We start from the raw sequence: 20,910 nt of genomic DNA, 5'->3' as shown, positions 1-20,910 counted from the left end.
GCTCGCGAAAGGGCCAGAGCAGACAACGAACATCTAGCGTTCAAACCGCCCGCACCACATGCTTGATCTCCTGAAACGCCGCCAGCCCCCAAGGCCCCAACTCGCGGCCCATGCTGCTCTGCTTGTAACCGCCCCACGCCGCCTGGGGAAAGATCACCTGGGGGGCGTTGATCCACACCAGTCCCGCCTGCAAAGCATTGGCCAGCTGTTCGGCAACTTCGATATCGCGACTGACGACACTGGCCACCAGGCCAAAACGGCTGTCGTTGGCCAGGGCAATCGCTTGCTCCGCGCTGGAGAACCCGCGTACGCACAACACCGGCCCGAAGATTTCTTCGCACCACAGTGCGCTGTCCACAGGCACGTCGGTGAAGACTGTCGGCTGTAGAAAATAGCCGCGTGGCAAATGCGCGGGTCGTTGCCCGCCGCACACCAGCGTCGCCCCGGCGCTCAGGCCCCGGTCGATATGCCCGAGCACCCGCTGGTATTGCGCCTGGTTGACCAGCGCGCCCATCTCCACGTCAGGGTCAAACGGGTCAGCCACGCGAATCGCTTCGGCACGCGTCTTGAGCCGTTGCAGGAACTCATCGGCCAGCTCATCGGCGACCAGCACGCGACTGGTGGCCGAGCACATTTGCCCGGCGTTAAAGAAACCGCCACCACAGGCCAGTTCCACCGCCAGCTCCAGGTCGGCGTCGGCCAGCACCAGCAACGACGACTTGCCCCCCAGTTCCAGGCTCACGCCCTTTACCGTTTCCGCCGCCCGTTGCATCACCTGCACACCCACCGCATTGCTGCCGGTAAAGGAAATCTTCGCCACACGCGGATCTGTCGCCAGCGGCGCGCCCACGGCCAGACCCGTGCCGCAGATCAGGTTGAACACCCCGTGCGGCAAGCCACATCCGTCTATGATCGAAGCCAGTTCCAGCTCCGGCAGCGGTGTCACCTCCGAAGGTTTGAGCACCACACAACAGCCGGCAGCCAAGGCCGGGGCGAGCTTCCAGGCGGTGGTGACCATCGGGAAATTCCACGGCACGATCAATCCCACCACACCACAGGGTTCGCGGCGCAGCCGTGCACTGAAGTCATCGCTGGGCAATGCCAGCGGGCTGTCCTGCCGGGCGTCCAGCCCTTCGGCCAGTTCGGCGTAATACTCGAAGGTGGCGACCACGTCATCAACGTCAATGGCCGCTTCGAACAGCGGTTTGCCATTGTTGCTCGATTGCAGGTGCATCAACCGCTCACGACCGGCCTGCACGCCGGCGGCGATCCGACGCAGGATCGCGCCGCGCTCGGTGCCGGTGGTAGTCGACCATTGAGCCAACGCCTGGGTCGCCGCATCCAGAGCCTGATCGACCGCACGCTCATCGCCGCCATTGACCGTGGTCAGCAGCGCTTCGGTTGCCGGGTTGATCACCCGCAAATGCTGGTCACCCGATGACCATTGGCCGTTGATATATAGGCCGTCCTGGGTGGTGGGGAAGTTCATTGGGCCACCTCCATCATCCAGCGCGCCTGATCGATTTCGATTAGGGTCGGGCCTTGGCGGTCTTGGGCCGCCAGCAACGCGGCGCGCAATGGTTCCACACCGTCGATGGCGTGTGCAAAGCAGCCCAGAGCCTTGGCCACGCCGATGAAATCCGGGGTGTAGATGTCCACGCCCACCGGTTCAATGGCGCGGTTGACCATGTATTTTTTGATCTCTTCGTAACCCTGGTTATTCCACAGCAGCACGATCACTGGCACGCCTGCTTCCACGGCGCTGGCCAGCTCCGGCAGGGTGAACTGCAACCCGCCATCACCGATCAGGCACACCACTGGCGGACGACCGTGACCCGAATCGACGCCGCCGAGCCAGGCGCCGATGGCCGCCGGCAAGGCATAGCCGAGGGTGCCGTAGCCGGTGGACGCATTGAACCAGCGACGGGGATGTTCCGGGTTGAAGGTCAGGTTGCCGGTGTACACCGGTTGCGTGGAGTCACCGACGAATACTGCGTCGGGCAAGGCCTGCAAAACCGTGTCGATGAACAAGGTCTGCGCGCGGGTCGCGACGTCCCAGTCCCGGTCCAGATCCGCACGTAACCGCGCAGCTCGCACCTGGCCCCAATCGCTGTCGCGCCAGGTCAGGGAGTGTTGTTTCAACCCATCGAGCAAGGCCTGGCTGGCGCTGCGGGCGTCGGCCACCAGCGCCAGGTACGGCGGGTAGTTGCGCACCGTCTGGTCCGGGTCGATGTCAATGCGCAGTAATGCACCGGGGATCTCGAAGCCGCCGGCGAAGGTGATGTCGTAGTCGGTCTCGGCCAGTTCGGTGCCGATGGCCAGTACCACATCGGCCTCGGCCACCAGTGCGCGGGTGGCCACCAGGCTTTGCGTGGAGCCGATCAACAGCGGATGACGGGACGGCAACAAGCCTTTGGCGTTGATGGTCAACGCCACGGGTGCGCCAAGGCACTCAGCCAGTTCGGTCAGTTCGCGGGCGGCATCAATGGCCCCGCCACCGGCCAGGATCAGGGGCCGTTGGGCCTTCGCCAGCATGGCTGACATCTGCGCCACGGCACTCGGCGCAGCCCCGGCACGGCTGATGTTCACTGGCGTGGAGGCGAGCAAGGCATCGGCCTCTTCCACCAGAACGTCCAACGGGATTTCAATGTGCACCGGCCGCGGGCGACTGGCCTGGAACAAGGCGAAAGCCCGCGCCAGCACTCCCGGCAACTCGGCGGCGGACATCAGCGTGTGGGAAAACGCCGCCACGCCACTCACCAACGCACTCTGGTTCGGCAGCTCGTGCAGCTTGCCGCGTCCGCCGCCCAACTGGCTGCGGGACTGTACGCTGGAGATCACCAGCATCGGGATCGAATCGGCGTAGGCCTGGCCCATAGCGGTGGTGATGTTGGTCATGCCGGGGCCGGTGATGATGAAGCACACACCGGGCTTGCCGCTGACGCGGGCATACCCGTCGGCCATGAACCCGGCACCCTGTTCGTGACGCGGCGTCACATGGCGGATGCTGGAACGGGCCAGCCCGCGATACAACTCGACTGTGTGCACGCCGGGAATCCCGAACACCTGCTCCACGCCATACCCTTCGAGTAACTTGACCAATACTTCGCCGCACGTCGCCATTGCCACTGACCTTCTTGTTTTCGGGGAATGGCGTTATTGGAACGGCTAGGCCATAGCCGCAACAATGGATAAAAAGTCATACTAGCCATGTCCCTACGTCATGGCTCGATTCCAAATGAAACGACTTCCCCCGCTCCCGGCGCTGCACACGTTTCTGATCACCGCCCAGTGCTGCAACTTCACCCGGGCGGCGGAACAGCTGCACATCACCCAGGGCGCGGTGAGTCGGCAGATCGCCGGGTTGGAGGAGCATTTGGGTTATGCGCTGTTCCTGCGTCAGGCACGGGGCCTGAGCCTGACGCCGCAGGGCCAGGCGTGGTTACCACGGGTGCAACAGGTGTTCGGCCTGATCGCTGAAGCGGTGGAGCAGATCGGCGAGAAACGCCAGAGCGTGCAGCTCAAGGCGCCGACCTGCGTATTGCGCTGGTTGATGCCGCGTTTGCTGCAATGGCAGAAGGAACGGCCGGACATACCGGTGGCGTTGACGACCACCGTCCGCCACGGCGTGGATTTCCAGCGCGAAACCTTCGACGCCGCAGTGGTCTACGGGCCGCTGCCCACGCCTTCGTTGGCGTGCCTGCACTTGTTCGATGAACAGCTGACGCCGGTGTGTTCCCGTCCACTGCTTGAAGGTCCGGTGCCGCTGCGCTCACCCTCCGACCTGCAACACCATCTGCTGCTCCATCCCACCAGTGACGAGCGCGACTGGAACGCCTGGCTGGAGGCTGCGCAGGTGCAACTGAACAACGTCAGCAAAGGCCAGCATTTCGAAACCCTGGACCTGGCGATGTCCATGGCCTCCCAAGGCACGGGCGTGGCGATTGGCGACTGGTCGCTGATAGGCGACGACCTGAACGCCGGGCGACTGGTGATGCCGTTCGAACTGAAGGTCAGGACCGGATTGGCCTATCACCTGGTGTACCCGCGTAAGCCCGCAGCGTCGGAGCAGTTGCAGGAATTGATGGAGTGGCTGGTGGAGCAGGCGCAGGCACGGTAGCTGTTTCACTGCAAGCCCCCTGTGGCGAGGGGATTTATCCCCGCTGGACTGCGCAGCAGGCCCCAAGCAATCGAACATGATCAGCCTGACATACCGAGGCGCCAGTTTTGGGGTCGCTTCGCAACCCAGCGGGGATAAATCCCCTCGCCACAGGTCAGTCCCCTTATCACAGGAAACGCTAGAGCAGATTCGGCACCCGCACCGGCTCGATCTGCGCCCAATGCGAGGTGTCTTCGCGGTGCTGCTGCAAGTAGGGTAACACCGCCCCCAGCAACGGCTCCTTGAACGCCTCTTGAAACCGATGGGCCAGGCCCGGTATCAGTTTCAAGCGGCTGCCGCGGATATGCGCCGCCAAGTGCACGCCGTGCATCACCGGCAACAACGGGTCGGCGGTGCCGTGAACCACCAGGGTCGGCACGCGCAGTTGATTGAGCAGCGCCACCCGGCTCGGCTCGGCCATGATTGCCATGATCTGGCGCTGCACGCCTTCGGGGTTGAAGGCCCGGTCATAGGCCTGGGCGGCCTGATGCAACAGTGCCTGACGGTCATCCACCACCATAGGGCTGCCCAGGGCGGCCAGCAGATCGGCCTGTTGTTCCAGGGCCACTTCACGATTCGGCGCACTGCGCCGGGACAACAGCTTCACCAGGGTTTCACTGGGTGCCGGCAGGCCTTCGGCGCCCGAACTGGTCATGATCAGGGTCAGGCTCTCAACCCGCTGCGGCGCCATGGCCGCCATGTGCTGGGCGATCATGCCGCCCATGCTCACCCCCAGTACATGAAAGTTTTGCACCTGCAACGCGTCCATCAACCCCAGCCCATCGTCGGCCATGTCGGTCAAGGTGTAGGGGGCAGCCACCGGCAAGCCCAGCTTGTAGCGCAAGGCCTCAAAAGCCAGGTTGGCGCTGCCGGGAGCCTGGCGCCAGGCGGACAAGCCCACGTCGCGGTTGTCGTAGCGGATCACCCGAAAGCCCTGCTCGCACAGGGCAGCCACCACTTCGTCCGGCCAATGGATTAACTGCCCGCCCAAGCCCATCACCAGCAACAACACCGGGTCGGAGGCACGGCCGATGCTCTGGTACGCCAGGCTTACCTGATCCAGATCGACCCGTTGGGTCGCAACGTTGACATCACATCGAGAAGCCGCCATCGACGGCAGGCCGAATAACAACGCGGCCAGGAACATAAATACACGCATGAAGAAACACCAAAACGCAGAACCCCAGTAGAGCGCGAGTCTGATGAAGTTTGTTCAAGCGCGCTGCCACAGTTGCGTGACAGTTTGATGAAGATTGCCCAATGGTCTGCTGCGGTGAATGATTTGTCTGTGGGAGCAAAGCTTGCTCGCGATGAAGCCAGCGCGATCTTTCTGGAATCGAGGCGTCTGTATCGCGAGCAAGCTTTGCTCCCACAGGTACAAATTCAAGGTACAGACTCAAGGTACAGACCCAAGGCGCCGGCTTCAGGCCAACTGACTGCGCAACTGCCGCGCCGCCGCCACCATGTTCACCAGCGCTGCTTCTGCCTCCGGCCACGCCCGGGTCTTCAAACCGCAATCGGGGTTGACCCACAGCCGGTCTGCCGCAATCCGCTTCACCGCCTTGCTCATCAACGCAACCATCTCGGCCGTGTCCGGCACCCGTGGCGAGTGGATGTCGTAGACGCCCGGGCCGATGTCGTTGGGATACTCGAACACTTCGAAAGCCTCCAGCAGCTCCATGTCCGAACGCGAGGTTTCAATGGTGATGACGTCGGCGTCCATGGCGGCAATGGCCTTGATCACGTCATTGAACTCGCTGTAGCACATGTGGGTGTGGATCTGGGTTTCGTCGCCCACGCCCGAGGCGCTCAAGCGAAACGCTTGCACCGCCCAGTCCAGGTATTGTTGCCATTGCCCGCGTCGCAAGGGCAAACCTTCGCGGAACGCCGCCTCGTCGATCTGCACGATTTTGATCCCGGCCTTTTCCAGGTCCAGCACTTCATCACGCAGGGCCAGGGCCAGTTGTTGCGCCTGGACCTGACGCGAGACGTCCTCACGAGGGAACGACCACATCAACATGGTCACGGGGCCGGTGAGCATGCCCTTCATCACCTTGTCGGTCAGGCTTTGTGCGTAGCGGATCCAGTCGACGGTCATTGCTTGCGGCCGGCTGATGTCGCCGTAGATGATCGCCGGCTTCACACAACGCGAACCGTAACTCTGGACCCAGCCGAAACGGGTGAAGGCATAGCCGTCCAGTTGCTCGGCGAAATATTCCACCATGTCGTTGCGCTCGGCTTCGCCATGTACCAGCACGTCCAGGCCGAGACGCTCCTGAATCTGCACGGCGTGGCGGATCTCGGTATGCATGGCGTCCTGATAATCGTTGGCCGACAGCTTGCCTTGCTTGTAGGCCTGACGCGCCAGGCGAATCGCCGGAGTCTGCGGGAAGGAGCCGATGGTGGTGGTGGGAAAGGCCGGCAGCTTCAGCCGTGCGCGCTGCTGCTCGATGCGCTGGGCAAACGGCGAGCGCCGCTGGCTGTCTTGTGGTCCTATCGCGGCGAGGCGGGCCTGGACCTCGGCTTTATGAATGCGTGTCGAGGCGGCACGACGAGCATGCACGTCACGGCTGTTGGCCAGGGCGTGTTGCACGCCGGGGGCCTGTGGATCGTTGAGTGCATCGCGCAGTACCGCCACTTCACCGCATTTCTGCACGGCAAAGGCCAGCCAACTCTTGAGTTCGGGGTCGAGCCGGTCTTCACGCTCCAGGTCCACGGGGCTGTGCAACAGAGAGCAAGAGGTGCTGACCCAGAGATTGTCGCCAAAACGCTCCTGGGCCGGCTGCAACTGCGCCAGCGCCTGTTCCAGTTCACAGCGCCAGACGTTACGACCATTGACCAGCCCCACCGACAGGATTTTGTAAGTCGGCAGGCGATCGAGCACCTGGCCCAGTTGTTCCGGCGCCCGTACCGCGTCGATGTGCAAACCGTCCACCGGCAGGCTCACCGCCAGGCCGAGGTTGTCTTCCAGACCACTGAAATAGGTCGCCACCAGCTTTTTCAGCGGCGAATACTGAAGGATGTGATAGGCACGCTCGAAAGCGCTTTTCCAGGCCTGCGGCAGGTCGAGGGTGAGGATCGGCTCGTCGATCTGCACCCACTCAACGCCCTGGGCCTTGAGCCGATTGAGGATTTCACCGTAGACCGGCAACAGCCGCTCGAGCAGGTTGAGCTTGTCGAAATCCTCGCCCTTGGCCTTGCCCAGCCACAGATACGTCAAAGGGCCGATGAGCACCGGTTTGACCCGGTGTCCCAGGGCATGGGCCTCGTCCACTTCCTCGAACAGTTGCTCCCAACTCAGGGCGAAGCGCTGGTCGGCGGAAAACTCCGGGACCAGATAGTGGTAGTTGGTGTCGAACCACTTGGTCAGTTCCTGAGCATATTGGGCTTGCCCGTGATCGGCACCGCAGCAGGCAGCGGTGGCGCCTCGGGCCATGGCGAACAGGGTGTCGAGAGTCGGCTTTGCCTGGGCGTCGAGGGTGCTTTGGAATCGCGGCGGGACAGCCCCCAGGGTCAAAGTGTGGCTGAGCACCTGGTCGTACCAGGCGAAATCACCGACCGGCAGCAGGTCAATGCCGGCATCCTTCTGCAGTTGCCAGTGCCGGGCCCGCAGTTCGCGCCCCACCGCTTGCAGCGCGGCCGGTGCCAGGTCGCCCTTCCAGTAGGCTTCGAGGGCTTTTTTCAGTTCGCGGTCGGCGCCGATGCGGGGAAAACCTAAGGTGTGGGCCAGGGCCATGGTGTGTGTCCTCCTGTAAAAGATGGCGCCATTGTCGACAGCCAGCCCTACATGAGACAAACTCAACCTTTTCGTGTTGATCACGAGTTTTACTCATGGAGCCCACGGTGCTTGAAATCCGCCACCTCAAGACCCTGCATGCCCTGCGCGAAGCCGATAGCCTGGTCGAAGCCGCCGAACGCCTGCACCTGACCCAGTCCGCCCTTTCCCACCAGTTCAAGGAACTGGAGGAACGCCTGGGCATGCAGTTATTCGTGCGCAAGACCAAACCGGTGCGCTTCACCAGCGCTGGCCTGCGCTTGCTGCAACTGGCCGACGCCACCCTGCCGCTGCTGCGCAGCGCCGAGCGGGACATCGGTCGGCTGGCCGGAGGCACCGCCGGGCGCTTGCACATGGCCATTGAGTGCCACAGTTGCTTTCAGTGGCTGATGCCCACCATCGACCAGTTCCGCGACGCCTGGCCGGAAGTCGAACTGGACCTGGCCTCGGGTTTCGCCTTCGCCCCTCTGCCGGCCCTGGCCCGGGGCGATCTGGACCTGGTGGTGACCTCTGACCCGCTGGAACTGGCGGGCATCACCTACGTGCCGCTGTTCACCTACGAAGCAATGCTCGCCGTGGCCAACCAGCACCGGCTGGCAAACAAACCCTGCATCGTGCCCGAAGACCTGGTCAGCGAAACCCTGATCACCTATCCGGTGGAACGCGATCGCCTGGACATCTTCACCCGTTTCCTGGAACCGGCCGACATCGAACCGGCCCAGGTACGCACGTCCGAACTGACGGTGATGATGATGCAACTGGTGGCCAGCGGTCGTGGTGTCTGCGGCATGCCCCACTGGGCATTGCATGAATACAGCTCGCGGGGCTACGTGAAAGCCAAGCGGCTGGGGGAGAAAGGTTTGTTCGCCACGCTGTACGCCGCCGTGCGCACCGACATGCTCGATGCGCCCTACATGCGCGACTTTTTGCTGACGGCCAAGGACACTTCGTTTTCGACGTTGGATGGGGTGAGTGCCGTTCGGTAATACCGAGTCGCGCCCATCGCGAGCAGGCTCGCTCCCACAGGGATTTGTTGGGTGGCATCGATAGTGTTCACAGCACAAATCCCCTGTGGGAGCGAGCCTGCTCGCGATGGCGGTATGTCAGCCGACAGTGATGGTGAGTGTGCAGCCGCTATCGCGAGTTCAGCTCGCCCCAGAGGGGGCTGGTTGGCACACCATGGAAGCCGCCCCCCAAAACAGAGGATGGCGGTATGTTTAGAGCTCCAGCCACATATGGACCTTGTCGAGGTAGTCCTCGTCCACCCGTATCGCCATCGGCTCCAGGCCGTACAGTACGAAACCGCTGCGCTGGTAGAGCCTGACGGCAGAATCGTTGCCGGCCGTGACAGTCAGTTGCACCAGCCGTAAAAAGGTATGGCGTCGGGCTTCTTCGAGTGCCGCTTGTACCAGTTGGTAGCCGAGCCCAGCGTGGCGATGGGGGTCGGCGACGTACATGCCGAACAACGTGGCCTTGTGCCGGGCTTTTTCCCGCGGCTCCAGGGACAGCCCGACAATGCCCACCAGTTCATGCTCCACAAACGCCCCCAACAACACATCCAGCCGACTGCTCAGACGTGATTCCCACCACCTTATCGGCATCGCCGCCCGCTCGCTGACGCTGGAGGTAAAAGCCTGGGGATGAAGCGCGTAGGCCTGGAGCATCAGGTCGCGATACGCCTGGGCATCACCGGCTGCGAGCCGTCGAATGTTCACGCCGAACGCCGTTGCTCAAGCATCAGGCGCAACGCCAGCGCGCCGAGTACAAAACCCATGAAGTAGCGCTGCGCCGCCAGCCAGGTGGGGTTATGGACAAACCAGGAGGCAATGCCGGCGGCGAACAGGGCAATCAGCAGGTTGACGCTGAAACTGACGCTGATTTGCGTCAGCCCCAGAATGATGCTCTGAATGAACAACGAACCGTGTTCCGGGCTGATGAACTGCGGGAACACCGACAGGTAAAACACTGCAATCTTTGGATTCAGGGCACTGGTGAGGAACCCCATGGTGATCAGCCTGCGCGTCGAGTCCGCAGGCAGTTGCTGGGCCTGGAACGGCGAACGTGCGCCGGGCCTGACCGCCTGCCAGGCCAGCCACAGCAGGTATAGTGCGCCGGCCCATTTCAAAACTTCATAAGCCATGGGCACCGCCAGGAACACCGCCGTCAGCCCCGCCGCTGCGGCAAACATGTGCACGAAGAACCCCGCCACCACCCCCAGCAGGGACGTGACGCCGGCCTTGCGACCCTGGCAGATCGAACGGGAAATCAGGTAGATCATGTTCGGGCCGGGCGTGAGCACCATCAACAACGCGGCGGCGGCAAAAATCAGCAGGTCCGGCAATGGAATCATGGGCGTCAGTCCTTGAGTCTGGGTTCAGCACGTCTCGAGAAGGCTGGCTCGATAAAACGGCAGGATCACCTCGCCTGTCAACGGCGCGAGCAGCAGATCGCCGTCACTGGCCGGGTCGATCCAGCGCACTTCTTCGATCTCGGCGGCGGGCGAAACCGGCGCATCGATGGTCAGCAAAAACACTTCAGCCTGCACGACAAAACCCGGTTCGTTGGCCGCCGGAGCACTGAACGCCCCCAGGTAGCGGGCCTGAGCCGGATCAATCGTCAACCCAAGCTCTTCGTCCAGCTCACGGGCCAGGGCCTGGACCGGTTGCTCATCGGCCTCGATCTTGCCGCCCGGCTGCATGAAGGCCTGGGTGCCGCGCTTGCGCACCAGCAAGGTCCGGCCGTCCGGTCCGATCAACAGGGCGGCGGCGATGCGGATGATGGGAATGGTCATGATGGATAAAAGCCCCCGGGCAGAAAAATGCCCGCAAGATTACAGAGCGCAGCGACGGGAGCAAAGCCTGGCACCGCCTTCAGACTCAACACGAAACCACTGTGGGAGCGTTTTTTGTGGGAGCCAAGCTCGCGCCCACAGAGGGGACTGTGTGGTTTTTCAGCGCCCGGTCACCCCAACATCGGCTTCGGTGCCGAAGGGTCTGCTTCTTCTTCGGGGATTTTGACGAACACGCTGTACCGCGCCCCTTCCATCGATTCGAAGGCAATCAGCTTTTCCACCAGCGGCGCGCTCAGCACCTTGCCGGCGTTGAGCAACAGCATGCCGTTGTCGGCGTTGAGGTTGCGGGCCAGGATCATGCCGGCCGTCAGGTCGCGGGTGGTCATGACTTGCACCGTCGGATCCGACAAGGTCACGTCGTCCAGGTATTCACCACACGCCGTGACAAAGTCCTCCACCATGTCTGGGTCGTACAGTTTGCCGGCGTATTTGCGGATGTAGACCAGCGCCTCGTCGCTGTTCATCTGCCGCTCCAGGATCAACCCGCGCTGCAGTTCGATGAAGTCCACTGCCAGTTTCAACAGCCGCGAACCGAACGGAATGGCCTCGCCCCGCAGATGATCGGGAAAACCGCTGCCGTCCCAACGTTCCTGGTGATGGAGGATGATGCGCGCCGCATCTTTCATCGGGTCCAGGGTCATCAGCAACGACTCGCTCTGCTTCGGATAGGCCCGGTAGAGATCAAGCTCGGTGTGGTGCAGCATGTCGGCAGGCGTGACCATCATGTTGTCGGTCCAGCTCAGTTTGCCGATGTTGTAGAGCGCCGCGGCCATGGTCAGGTCTCGGTCGGTGGATTCGTCCAGAAAGTGCAGCCTGCTGTAGACCCGGATCAGCTCGATGATCTGCCGGTTGGTCTGCTTGGCCTTGGGCAGGCGCAGGTTGGCGATCAGCGAAAACACCTCGGTGCCGGTCACATAGCTGCGCTTGAGCTCGTCATAGGCCAGGTCGAGCATGTCGGCGGTCTGCTGCAGCTCGGCGGTGCGCGACGCCACGCGTTTTTCCAGGGTGGTGTTGAGTATCCGCAGTTGCTCGTTCTGTTCGCGGTTCAGCGCTTCGAGGCGCTGGCGCTCGCTTTCGGAATGCTGGTGCGCCAGGGCCTGGCGCAGGGCCTGCACCAGTTCATCATCGTTCCAGGGTTTGCTGAGGTAGCGATACAACTGCCCCTCGTTGATGGCCTTGGTCATCATGTCCACATCGGCATAACCGGTGAGCAGGATGCGCAAGGTCGACGGATACAGCTTGCGAATCTGCGCCAGCAGCGTGGCGCCGTCCATGTTGGGCATGCGGGCATCGGTCATGACCAGGTCGACCGGCCGCTCCTTGAGGATTTCCAGGGCTTTGGCGCCGCTGTCGGCCAGCAGGATTTCATACGGCTGGCTGCGCAATAAGCGGCGCAGGCTATTGAGAATCGACTCTTCGTCATCGACCAACAGCACCGTCGGCTTCCTGACCGGTACATCCTGCGATTGATCTTCCATTGGACCCCCCTCCTGTTAACGACACCTGTTCTACTCTACCCCCGAAACAGAGGCTAGTAGATTGCGCGAATTTAGACACGATTTTGCCTGGACCGGCCGAGCGCATCCCAATGAGACAGCTATGCTGTAGACCATGAAGGGCCAAGTACCGGCCAGAATACTCATGCCAACGGAAGGGATATCAGATGCACCCACGGTTCAGCAGTCAGCATCGCGACGGTGCACGGCCATGAGCCTGCCGACGGAAAGGGCCAATCGGCGGATCCTCATCGTCGACGACACCCCGGCAATTCATGAGGACTTTCGAAAAATCCTCAGCCCCCATGCGACCCCCGAGGACAGCCTGAGCAGCGCAGAAGCAGCCCTGTTCGGCGCGCCCGTAGCGGTTGCCAGCATGAGTTTCATGCTCGATTCGGCCTTCCAGGGCATGGAAGCCCTGAACAAGGTGGAATCTGCGTTGGCCGAGGGCAAACCCTACGCCATGGCGTTCATCGACATGCGCATGCCCCCTGGCTGGGATGGCCTTGAAACCATCGAACGGCTGTGGCGTGTCGACCCCAAGCTGCAAGTGGCGCTGTGCACCGCCTATTCGGATTATTCCTGGGAAGACATCGCCGAGCGCCTCGAACTGGGCGACCGCCTGCTCATCCTGAAAAAACCCTTCGACGCCATCGAGATCCGCCAGATGGCCAGTACCCTGACCGTCAAATGGCAGATGACCGAAGACGCGGCGCTGAAAATGGACATGCTCGAACGCGCGGTGCAGGAACGCACACGGGAGCTGGCCGACGCCAACATCATCGTGCAGAACAGCCCCACCATTCTGTACCGCCTGCGTGGCGAGCCGCCGTTTGCGCTGATGTACATTTCCCACAACATCACCAAGTTCGGCCATACCGCGGCGCAACTGGTCAACTCGCCGGAGTGGGCGCAAACCCTGATCCATCCCGACGACCAGGGCAAGATCGACGACGCCATGGTCCGCGTCTTGAACCGCGACACCGCTGGGGCGTCCATCGAGTTCCGCATGCGCACCGGCGACGGCGCGTTCCGCTGGGTGGAAAACCGCTACATTCCGGTGCGCAACGAACAGGGCCTGCTGCTGGAGGTGGAAGGCATCATTCTCGACATCACCGAACGCAAGCTGGCCGAAGAGAAAATCGCCCTGCTGGCGCGCACCGACGGCCTGACCGGGCTGGCCAACCGCGCCACCATGATCGAGCGCCTGCATCAAGCCTTTGCCGCGGCTCGCCGGGGGGCGGCACCGTTTGCGATGTTTTACCTGGACCTGGACCATTTCAAGCGGATCAACGACACCCTGGGCCACCCGATCGGCGACCTGCTGCTGCAGGAGGTCGCCGCGCGCATCAAGGGCTGTACCCGGGAGAACGACGTGGTGGCGCGCCTGGGTGGCGACGAGTTCGCCATCCTGCAACTGGATGTCCACGAAGCGACCCATTGCGCCGCCCTGGCTGCCAAGATCCGGGATGCCCTGGTGGTGCCCTACTCCCTGGACGGCAACGACGTGCGGATCTCCGTGAGCATCGGCATCAGCCTGTACTCCTCCCAGAGCCAAAGCGCCGACAGCCTGATGGCTCAGTCCGACATGGCCTTGTACCGATCCAAGGAAAAGGGCCGCAACCAGTACCATTTCCACAGCGATGAGATTAATCAGGAAGTCACCGACCGCGTCGCCCTGGCCAACGACCTGCGCCAGGCCATCGAAAATAAAGAACTGCACTTGCACTACCTGCCGGAGGTCGACCTGGGCACCGGGAAAATCCTCGGCATGGGCGTGCAAGTGCGCTGGAACCACCCTCAGCGCGGCTGGCTGGAGCCGGCGTCGTTCATGCCGGCCGCCGAGAAGACCGGGATCATTATTGGCCTGGGGCATTGGGTGCTGGACCAGGCCTGTCAACAGATGCGCCAGTGGCGTGACCAGGGCGTGGCGCCGCCGGTAATTGCTATCGACCTCTGCCTGACACAACTCAAGACCGGTCCCGAGCTGATCTATGACGTGCTGCGCACCACTGCCCGCTGGGGCCTGGCTCCTTGGGACCTGCGCTTTGACGTCACCGAGGCCACCTTGGCGCAAACCAAGTGGACCCACAACGACGTACTGCCGCGGCTGTGCGAACTGGGCGTACAAATTGCCATCGACGATTTCGGCACCGAGTACTCCTCCTTCGATTACCTCAAAACCTACCGGGTCAATCACCTCAAGCTCGCCCAACGGTTTCTCGACAGCGCCAACGCCGACCCCGAGAACGCGATGACGCTGCGAGCGATCATCAACTTCGCCCGGGATGTGGGCATCGGGATCATCGCCGAAGGCGTCGAGACCCAGGAGCAACGCACCACGCTGATGTCCAGCGGCGGGTCGATGCAGGCCCAGGGGCACTACTTCAGCACGGCAGTCGACAGTGGACAAGCCGCCGAATTGCTCAAGGCCGGCACCATCGTTCCGGTGACGGACCATTGGACCCGGCCGGCCAGCCAGTTATCGGAGAGCAATCCATGAACCCCATGTCGGTACCTGCGAACAGGCGAATCCTGGTGGTAGACGACACGCCGGCGATCCACCAGGACTTTCGCAAGATCCTCAGCCCGGGTGCCGGTAGCGACGATTCACTGGACGATACCGAGAGCCTGCTGTTTGGCACACCCCAGGTCAGCCGCCTGCAATTTCAGATCGACTCGGCCTATCAGGGCGAAGAGGCGCTGGAGCTGGTCAAGCGCGCCCAGGCCGAAGGCCAGCCCTACGCGCTGGTGTTCGCCGACATGCGCATGCCGCCGGGCTGGGACGGCCTGCAAACCATCGAGCGCTTGTGGGAGGCCGACCCAAGGCTGCAAATCGCGTTGTGCACGGCGTTTTCGGATTACTCCTGGGAAACCATGTCCGAACGCATCGAGTTCGACGATCAGTTGCTGATCCTGAAGAAACCCTTCGACACCCTGGAAATCCGTCAGATGGCCAGTGCCATGACCTGGAAATGGCAACTGGCCCAGGATGCGGCGAGAAAAATGCGCAGCCTGGAACGCACGATCGAGGAGCGGGTCCAGGAGTTGCTGAAGGTCTCCCACTTGCTGCAATACGACGTGCTCACCGAGTTACCCAACAGCATGCTGCTCGGTGACCGTCTGACCCAGGCCATGGCGCAGTGCCGTCGGCACGACCGGCAACTGGCGGTGATGTTCATCGGCCTGGACCGTTTCAAGCGTATCAATAACGCGCTGGGGCATCCGGTGGGCGACGAAATGCTCAAGCGGGTGGCCAGGGCGCTGGCAACGGTAGTGCGTGAATCCGACTCGGTGTTTCGCTACGGGTCCGATGAGTTCGTGGTGGTGCTGGGTGACATCACCGACCCGCAACAGACCAAAGGGGTGGCCGAGAAGCTGCTCACAGCCATCAACGCGCCCCATCCCATCGACGGTCATGACCTGACCGTCACCGCAAGCCTGGGCATCAGCATGTATCCGGCCGACGGTTTCGACGCCGTGGCGTTGATCAAAAAAGCCGAGACGGCGATGCGCAACGTCAAGGAAACCGGCCCCAACGATTATCGCTTTTTCACCGAAGACATGAACCGGCGGGCGCGACAGCAGCAGACCATCGAATCGGGCCTGCGCCTGGCCCTGCAGCGCAAGGAATTCGTGCTGCACTACCAGCCCAAGCTCGACCTGAGGAGCGGCAAAGTGGTCGGCGTCGAAGCGCTGGTGCGCTGGAACCGGCCTGACCACGGCTTGGTCTATCCGTCGAATTTCATCCCGGTGGCCGAGGACAGCGGCCTGATCGTCCCGCTGAGCCAATGGGTGCTCCAGGAAGCCTGCCAGCAGGCCTGTCGCTGGCAAGCCGACGGCATGCGCCCGCTCTACCTGTCGGTCAACGTCTCGACCATCGATTTTCGCCAGCGCGGTTTCGTCGAAGGCATCGCCCGAACCCTCAAGGAAACCGGACTTGACCCGACACAGTTAGAACTGGAGATCACCGAAAGCGTGCTGATGCAGAACGTCGACACCACCGTCGCCATCCTCAAGGCCATCAAGCAACTGGGGGTACGACTGGCCATCGACGATTTCGGCACCGGCTACTCGAGCCTGAGCTACCTGCAGAAATTTCCGGTGGATGTGTTGAAGATCGATCAGTCGTTCGTCGGCGACCTGAGCATCGACAGCAATGACGCAAAACTGGTGAGCACCATCATCAGCCTGGGCAAGAGCCTGAACCTGCACATCATTGCCGAAGGTGTGGAAACCCTTGAGCAACTGGAGTTCCTCAAACTTCACCAGTGCGAGGAAGCCCAAGGGTATTACTTCAGCAAGGCCGTGGAACCACAAGCCTTTGCCCTGTGGATGAACGAGTGGGAACAACGCCACAACCCGCTTGCGTGAACACACCTGAGCTCCATAAACCAACAGTTTCAAGGAAAGCATCCCATGGCGTCACATGGACTGATTCTGGCTCTCGGCCTGCTGGTGGGATTGAGCGTGGCCGTTCACGCCGAGCCATTGGATGAACCGCTCAAGCCGCTGCCGCCCATTCCGACTCTCGACCCCAAGCGCGTCCAGTTGGGCCTGCGGCTTTTCAACGACCCGCGGCTGTCGGTCAACAACACCCTCTCCTGCGCCAGTTGCCATCGCCTGGACAAGGGTGGTGCCGACGACAAACAGTTTTCCCCGGGCTTCGACGGCAAACCGGTGGAGTTCAATACCCCTACGGTATTCAATGCCAGCCTGAACTTCCATCAGTTCTGGGACGGCCGCGTCGACACCCTGGAAGAACAGGTGCACATCGTCGTGACCAGCCCGGCGGAAATGGGCAGTACCTGGGAAGCGGTGCTCAAGCGCATCGGCCAGGACCCGGACTACGCCCGGGATTTTGACGATGCCTACCCCGACGGCGTGACCCAGGCCAACATCCAGGGAGCCCTGGCCGACTATGAACGCACCCTGCTGACCCCAAACTCACGCTTCGACCAGTACCTGCTGGGCGATACCGACATCCTGACGCCCCGGGAAAAGTTCGGTTACCAGCGCTTCAAGGAATACGGCTGCATCGCCTGCCACCAGGGCGTGAACATCGGCGGCAACATGTTCCAGAAATTCGGTGTGATGGGCGACTACATCCAGGACCGGGGCAACCCTACCCGGGCCGACGACGGCCGCTTCAATGTCACTGGCGACGAGGATGACCGCCAGGTTTTCAAGGTGCCGAGCCTGCGCAACGTCGCCGTCACCGCCCCGTACTTTCACGACGGGTCAGCACCCACCCTGGAGCGCGCAGTGGAAGTGATGTTCAAGTACCAACTGGGCCGTGAACCCTTGAAGAACGACACGGAACTGATCGTCGAATTCCTCAAGACCCTCACCGGGGAATGGGAGGGCAAGCCGCTATGACCGTCCTGCGTCGCCTCGGCCTGGCATTGCTCGGCCTCTTGCTGGTGTCGGTCCTGCTGTTCATCTACATCCGGTCAGGTACGCAGCAGGCCGCCTCGTACATTGAATCCCGGGACCTGATCCGCCTGCTCAAACAGCAGGACGCCATCTGGGACAACGAAGTGCTTAAATCCCGGATCGCCCTGAGCCACAATTACGACCCCCTGGTCTCGCCGCTCAATGAGATGGCGCGTCTGTGGCAGCGCCTTGACGCCATCGAAGCGGAACCGGGTCGCCATGCACCGTCAAGCTGGGAACTGGAGCGCGACGAATACCTCAAGGCGGTGAAGGAAAAAACCCGTCTGGTGGAAAAATTCAAATCCCACAATGCGGTACTGCGCAATTCCCTCGCCTTCCTGCCTACCGCCGAAGATGACATCCAGGCCCAGTTCGCCCGGCTTTCGGACACCGACAAACTACAGCTGCAAAACGTTGCCATCGACACCTACGACCTGTTGCTCAGCGCCATGGAGTTCGCCCATCTGACCACCCGTGAGCAAGCCGCCGAAGTGCTGCTGGGCCTGAACCGGCTGGACGTCAACAAGGAGCGTCTGCCGGAGGGTCTCCAGAAGTCCGTCGATATCCTGAGCAGGCACATCGCGCTGATCCTGCGCGAACAACCCAGGGTCAATGACTTATTGATGGGAATCGAGGCCGTTCCCGTGGCCGGTCGGCTGGACACCATCACCCACCTTTTGGACAAAGACCAGGAGAAAGCTGCCGCCAAGCATCAGCGCAACCACATTCTTCTGCTGGTTTTCGCCACGTTCCTGGTGTTGATCCTGATCTGGCTGGCGATCCGGCTGATGCGCAGCTTCGCCGAAACCAAACGGGTCAACAACGCCCTGCAAACCGCCAACGACGAGCTGGAACTAAGGGTCGAAGAACGCACCCGCCAGCTCAAGGACACCCAGAGCGAACTGATGGACACCGCCCGCCAGGCCGGCATGGCCGAGATTGCCACCAACGTGCTGCACAACGTGGGCAACGTACTCAACAGCGTGAACATCTCCGCCGACCTGATCAGCCGTAAGCTGCGCGGCAGCAAGGCCCTCGGGCTGGGCAAGGCGATGCAACTGATCAATGAACACCCCCACGACCTGGGGCACTTCCTCACCGAAGACGAAAAAGGCAAGCTGTTGCCCGGTTATCTGAACCAACTGGTGGAGGCCATCGCGCTCGAACAGCAAGGCCTTACCGACGAACTGGCGCAGTTGAGCAAGAGCGTGGACCACATCAAGGATATCGTCTCCACCCAGCAATCCTATGCCGGTGCCAACTGTCTGGTGGAGCCTTTGGTGGTCAGTGAACTGCTTGAAGACGCCCTGCGCATGAACTCCGGCGCCCTGACCCGCCACCACGTGACGGTGCTCAAGGAATACGGCAACGTGCCACGGATTCTGGGCGACAAGCACCGCCTGCTGCTGATTCTGATCAACCTGATCAGCAACGCCAAATACGCCATGGCGGGGGTTTCCAACCACGCCCGGAACATGACCCTCAAGGCCACGGTCATCAATGACGAAACCCTGCAGATCAGCGTCAAGGATGAAGGCGAAGGCATCCCGGCGGAAAACATGACGCGTATCTTCGCCCATGGTTTTACCACCCGTAAGGAAGGTCACGGGTTCGGTTTGCACAGCTGCGCGCTCGCGGCCATCGAAATGAACGGCCACCTCACCGCTCACAGCGAGGGACCAGGCACAGGAGCAACGTTCGTGTTACAACTGCCCTTGAAACTCGCAGAAGGTGAGCATGAATAGTCTGAGCAACCGCCGCATCCTGTTGATCGACGATACACCCGCCATCCATGACGATTTCCGCAAGATCCTCACTCCAGAGGATCAGGCCAATGCCGATCTGCAAGACATGGAAAATGCCTTGTTCGGCGACGCACCGAAACCGGCCGGCACCGTATTCGAACTCGACTCGGCCTACGGCGGCCAGGAAGGCCTGAGCAAACTGCAACAAGCGCTCACCACGGAGCGCCCTTATGCATTGGCCTTTGTCGACATGCGCATGCCCGAGGGCTGGGATGGCGCCAAAACCATCGAGGAACTCTGGAAGCACGACCCGCTGTTGCAAGTGGTGGTCTGCACCGCCTACTCGGACTATTCCTGGGACGAACTGCTGGACCGCCTCAATGGCCATGACCGACTGCTGATCCTGAAAAAACCCTTCGACAACATCGAAGTCCAGCAAATGGCCAACACCCTGACCACCAAGTGGGAAATGACCTCCCGCGCGCAATTGCAGATGAGCAAGCTCGAGGAACTGGTGGAGCAGCGGACCCAGGCATTCAAACAGGCCAGCTCTTTGCTGCAGATGGAAATCGACGAACGCAAGATGCTGGAAAGCCAGTTGGTCCAATCGGAAAAACTCGCCTCGCTGGGCCAGTTGGCGGCCGGGGTCGCTCACGAAATCAACAACCCGATCGGTTTCATTTCTTCCAATCTGGGGGCCCTGGATGGCTACTTTGGCAAACTCCAGGAAATGCTCCAGGCCTATGACAGTGCCGAGCAGGCCATCGCCTCACCGGAACTGGTGGTCAATCTGAGGAAGCTGCGCGAGCAGGTGGAGCTGGACTTCCTCGTCGAGGACATTCCATTGCTGATCAAAGAGTCCAAGGACGGCATCAGCCGGGTCGGGCAGATCGTCAAGGACCTCAAGGACTTCTCCCGGGTCGACTCCAACCAGGAATGGCAGATGGCCAATTTGCAACAAGGCCTGGATTCGACGCTGAACATCGTCGCCAATGAAATCAAGTACAAGGCCGACGTGGTCAAGCAATACAGCCCGTTGCCGGAAGTCGAATGCCTGCCGTCGCAGATCAACCAGGTGATCATGAACCTGATCGTCAACGCCGCCCAGGCCATCGGCCCCGAGCGTGGCACCATCACCCTGCGCAACGGCGTGCAGGACGAAACCGTATGGATCGAAGTCGCCGATACCGGCTCGGGCATGCCGCCTGAGACACTGCAAAAAATCTTCGACCCGTTCTTCACCACCAAACCCGTCGGCCAGGGCACCGGGTTGGGGCTGTCACTGTCCTACGGCATCGTGAAAAAACACCACGGCGAGATCACAGTGCGCAGCGAGGTCGGCGTGGGGACCACCTTCCGCGTGGAGTTGCCGGTGCGGCAGATGAAACAGGCAAGCTAAGACGGCGCTGTGTTGGAGCAAGGCTTGCCCGCGATGGAGGCAATGCGGT

Annotated in this window: 15 protein-coding genes; 7 read left to right on the top strand and 8 right to left on the bottom strand. The window is 61.8% G+C overall.

Translation table 11 applies throughout. The annotated features are described in order from the left end of the window. Positions 1–40 precede the first annotated feature (40 nt). Together PSH57_RS05635 and PSH57_RS05630 are read right to left on the bottom strand one after the other, a co-directional pair. On the bottom strand, positions 41–1,489 hold the full coding sequence (locus tag PSH57_RS05635) for an aldehyde dehydrogenase family protein (RefSeq protein ID WP_305388320.1): 1,449 nt from the start codon (positions 1,487–1,489) through the stop codon (positions 41–43). Then, positions 1,486–3,123, bottom strand: coding sequence for a 5-guanidino-2-oxopentanoate decarboxylase (locus PSH57_RS05630; protein WP_305388318.1), 1,638 nt, complete (start codon positions 3,121–3,123; stop codon positions 1,486–1,488). Before PSH57_RS05630 ends, PSH57_RS05635 begins: the two co-directional genes overlap by 4 nt. A gap of 115 nt (positions 3,124–3,238) precedes the next feature. Between PSH57_RS05630 and PSH57_RS05625 the strand changes: the two genes are divergently transcribed. Beyond that, positions 3,239–4,120, top strand: a complete 882-nt coding sequence (locus PSH57_RS05625; protein ID WP_305388316.1) for a LysR substrate-binding domain-containing protein — start codon at positions 3,239–3,241, stop codon at positions 4,118–4,120. A 178-nt stretch (positions 4,121–4,298) separates the two neighbouring features. On the opposite strand, the gene PSH57_RS05620 is transcribed toward PSH57_RS05625, so the two are convergent. Together PSH57_RS05620 and metE are read right to left on the bottom strand one after the other, a co-directional pair. Beyond that, positions 4,299–5,318 carry an alpha/beta fold hydrolase gene (locus PSH57_RS05620; RefSeq protein ID WP_305416410.1) on the bottom strand — a complete coding sequence of 340 codons (1,020 nt, stop codon included), beginning with the start codon at positions 5,316–5,318 and terminating at the stop codon, positions 4,299–4,301. 264 nt (positions 5,319–5,582) lie between these two features. After that, positions 5,583–7,895: a 5-methyltetrahydropteroyltriglutamate--homocysteine S-methyltransferase gene (gene metE, locus PSH57_RS05615; protein ID WP_305388314.1), complete on the bottom strand. Its 2,313-nt coding sequence runs from the start codon at positions 7,893–7,895 to the stop codon at positions 5,583–5,585. A 107-nt stretch (positions 7,896–8,002) separates the two neighbouring features. Here metE and metR point away from each other — a divergent pair, with 107 nt between their 5' ends. Continuing rightward, entirely contained in the window at positions 8,003–8,920 is a 918-nt protein-coding gene (gene metR, locus PSH57_RS05610; RefSeq protein ID WP_256230521.1) for a transcriptional regulator MetR, read from the top strand. 231 nt (positions 8,921–9,151) lie between these two features. Here the strand turns inward: metR and PSH57_RS05605 are convergent, their stop codons facing one another. From PSH57_RS05605 to nosR, 4 genes are all read right to left on the bottom strand, one after another. Then, positions 9,152–9,649 carry a GNAT family N-acetyltransferase gene (locus PSH57_RS05605; protein ID WP_305388312.1) on the bottom strand — a complete coding sequence of 166 codons (498 nt, stop codon included), beginning with the start codon at positions 9,647–9,649 and terminating at the stop codon, positions 9,152–9,154. After that, the gene (locus PSH57_RS05600; RefSeq protein WP_305388310.1) at positions 9,646–10,284 is read right to left on the bottom strand and encodes a LysE family translocator; all 639 of its coding nucleotides are present in this window, start codon (positions 10,282–10,284) and stop codon (positions 9,646–9,648) included. The genes PSH57_RS05605 and PSH57_RS05600 overlap by 4 nt, the downstream gene beginning before the upstream one ends. A gap of 24 nt (positions 10,285–10,308) precedes the next feature. Continuing rightward, positions 10,309–10,725 carry an NUDIX hydrolase gene (locus PSH57_RS05595; protein WP_305388309.1) on the bottom strand — a complete coding sequence of 139 codons (417 nt, stop codon included), beginning with the start codon at positions 10,723–10,725 and terminating at the stop codon, positions 10,309–10,311. 170 nt (positions 10,726–10,895) lie between these two features. After that, entirely contained in the window at positions 10,896–12,263 is a 1,368-nt protein-coding gene (nosR, locus tag PSH57_RS05590; RefSeq protein WP_305388308.1) for a response regulator c-di-GMP phosphodiesterase, NosR family, read from the bottom strand. Positions 12,264–12,492: 229 nt separating this feature from the next. On the opposite strand from nosR, the gene PSH57_RS05585 reads away from it, so the two are divergent. From PSH57_RS05585 to PSH57_RS05565, 5 genes are read left to right on the top strand one after another with little or no spacing between them, the layout of a single operon-like run. After that, positions 12,493–14,784 carry a GGDEF/EAL domain-containing response regulator gene (locus PSH57_RS05585; protein WP_305388305.1) on the top strand — a complete coding sequence of 764 codons (2,292 nt, stop codon included), beginning with the start codon at positions 12,493–12,495 and terminating at the stop codon, positions 14,782–14,784. Further along, positions 14,781–16,655 carry a putative bifunctional diguanylate cyclase/phosphodiesterase gene (locus tag PSH57_RS05580; protein ID WP_305388304.1) on the top strand — a complete coding sequence of 625 codons (1,875 nt, stop codon included), beginning with the start codon at positions 14,781–14,783 and terminating at the stop codon, positions 16,653–16,655. Before PSH57_RS05585 ends, PSH57_RS05580 begins: the two co-directional genes overlap by 4 nt. A 45-nt stretch (positions 16,656–16,700) precedes the next feature. Next, positions 16,701–17,660 carry a cytochrome-c peroxidase gene (locus PSH57_RS05575; RefSeq protein WP_305388302.1) on the top strand — a complete coding sequence of 320 codons (960 nt, stop codon included), beginning with the start codon at positions 16,701–16,703 and terminating at the stop codon, positions 17,658–17,660. Next, positions 17,657–19,462, top strand: a complete 1,806-nt coding sequence (locus PSH57_RS05570) for a DAHL domain-containing protein (RefSeq protein ID WP_305388301.1) — start codon at positions 17,657–17,659, stop codon at positions 19,460–19,462. The genes PSH57_RS05575 and PSH57_RS05570 overlap by 4 nt, the downstream gene beginning before the upstream one ends. Then, entirely contained in the window at positions 19,455–20,861 is a 1,407-nt protein-coding gene (locus PSH57_RS05565) for an ATP-binding protein (RefSeq protein WP_305388299.1), read from the top strand. Before PSH57_RS05570 ends, PSH57_RS05565 begins: the two co-directional genes overlap by 8 nt. Positions 20,862–20,910 lie beyond the last annotated feature (49 nt).

Source organism: Pseudomonas hefeiensis (assembly GCF_030687835.1).
Taxonomy (GTDB): domain Bacteria; phylum Pseudomonadota; class Gammaproteobacteria; order Pseudomonadales; family Pseudomonadaceae; genus Aquipseudomonas; species Aquipseudomonas hefeiensis.
Note: the sequence above shows the minus strand (reverse complement) of the source record. Positions and strands in the feature narration are given on the sequence as shown.

Bases quoted from the DNA above. Each gene is read 5' to 3' on its own strand.
- PSH57_RS05635 (WP_305388320.1), bottom strand. From the start codon at position 1,489: ATGAACTTCCCCACCACCCAGGACGGCCTATATATCAACGGCCAATGG.
- PSH57_RS05595 (WP_305388309.1), bottom strand. From the start codon at position 10,725: ATGACCATTCCCATCATCCGCATCGCCGCCGCCCTGTTGATCGGACCG.
- PSH57_RS05580 (WP_305388304.1), top strand. From the start codon at position 14,781: ATGAACCCCATGTCGGTACCTGCGAACAGGCGAATCCTGGTGGTAGAC.
- PSH57_RS05630 (WP_305388318.1), bottom strand. From the start codon at position 3,123: ATGGCGACGTGCGGCGAAGTATTGGTCAAGTTACTCGAAGGGTATGGC.
- PSH57_RS05575 (WP_305388302.1), top strand. From the start codon at position 16,701: ATGGCGTCACATGGACTGATTCTGGCTCTCGGCCTGCTGGTGGGATTG.
- PSH57_RS05625 (WP_305388316.1), top strand. From the start codon at position 3,239: ATGAAACGACTTCCCCCGCTCCCGGCGCTGCACACGTTTCTGATCACC.
- PSH57_RS05620 (WP_305416410.1), bottom strand. From the start codon at position 5,318: ATGCGTGTATTTATGTTCCTGGCCGCGTTGTTATTCGGCCTGCCGTCG.
- PSH57_RS05600 (WP_305388310.1), bottom strand. From the start codon at position 10,284: ATGATTCCATTGCCGGACCTGCTGATTTTTGCCGCCGCCGCGTTGTTG.
- PSH57_RS05570 (WP_305388301.1), top strand. From the start codon at position 17,657: ATGACCGTCCTGCGTCGCCTCGGCCTGGCATTGCTCGGCCTCTTGCTG.
- nosR (WP_305388308.1), bottom strand. From the start codon at position 12,263: ATGGAAGATCAATCGCAGGATGTACCGGTCAGGAAGCCGACGGTGCTG.
- PSH57_RS05585 (WP_305388305.1), top strand. From the start codon at position 12,493: ATGAGCCTGCCGACGGAAAGGGCCAATCGGCGGATCCTCATCGTCGAC.
- PSH57_RS05565 (WP_305388299.1), top strand. From the start codon at position 19,455: ATGAATAGTCTGAGCAACCGCCGCATCCTGTTGATCGACGATACACCC.
- metE (WP_305388314.1), bottom strand. From the start codon at position 7,895: ATGGCCCTGGCCCACACCTTAGGTTTTCCCCGCATCGGCGCCGACCGC.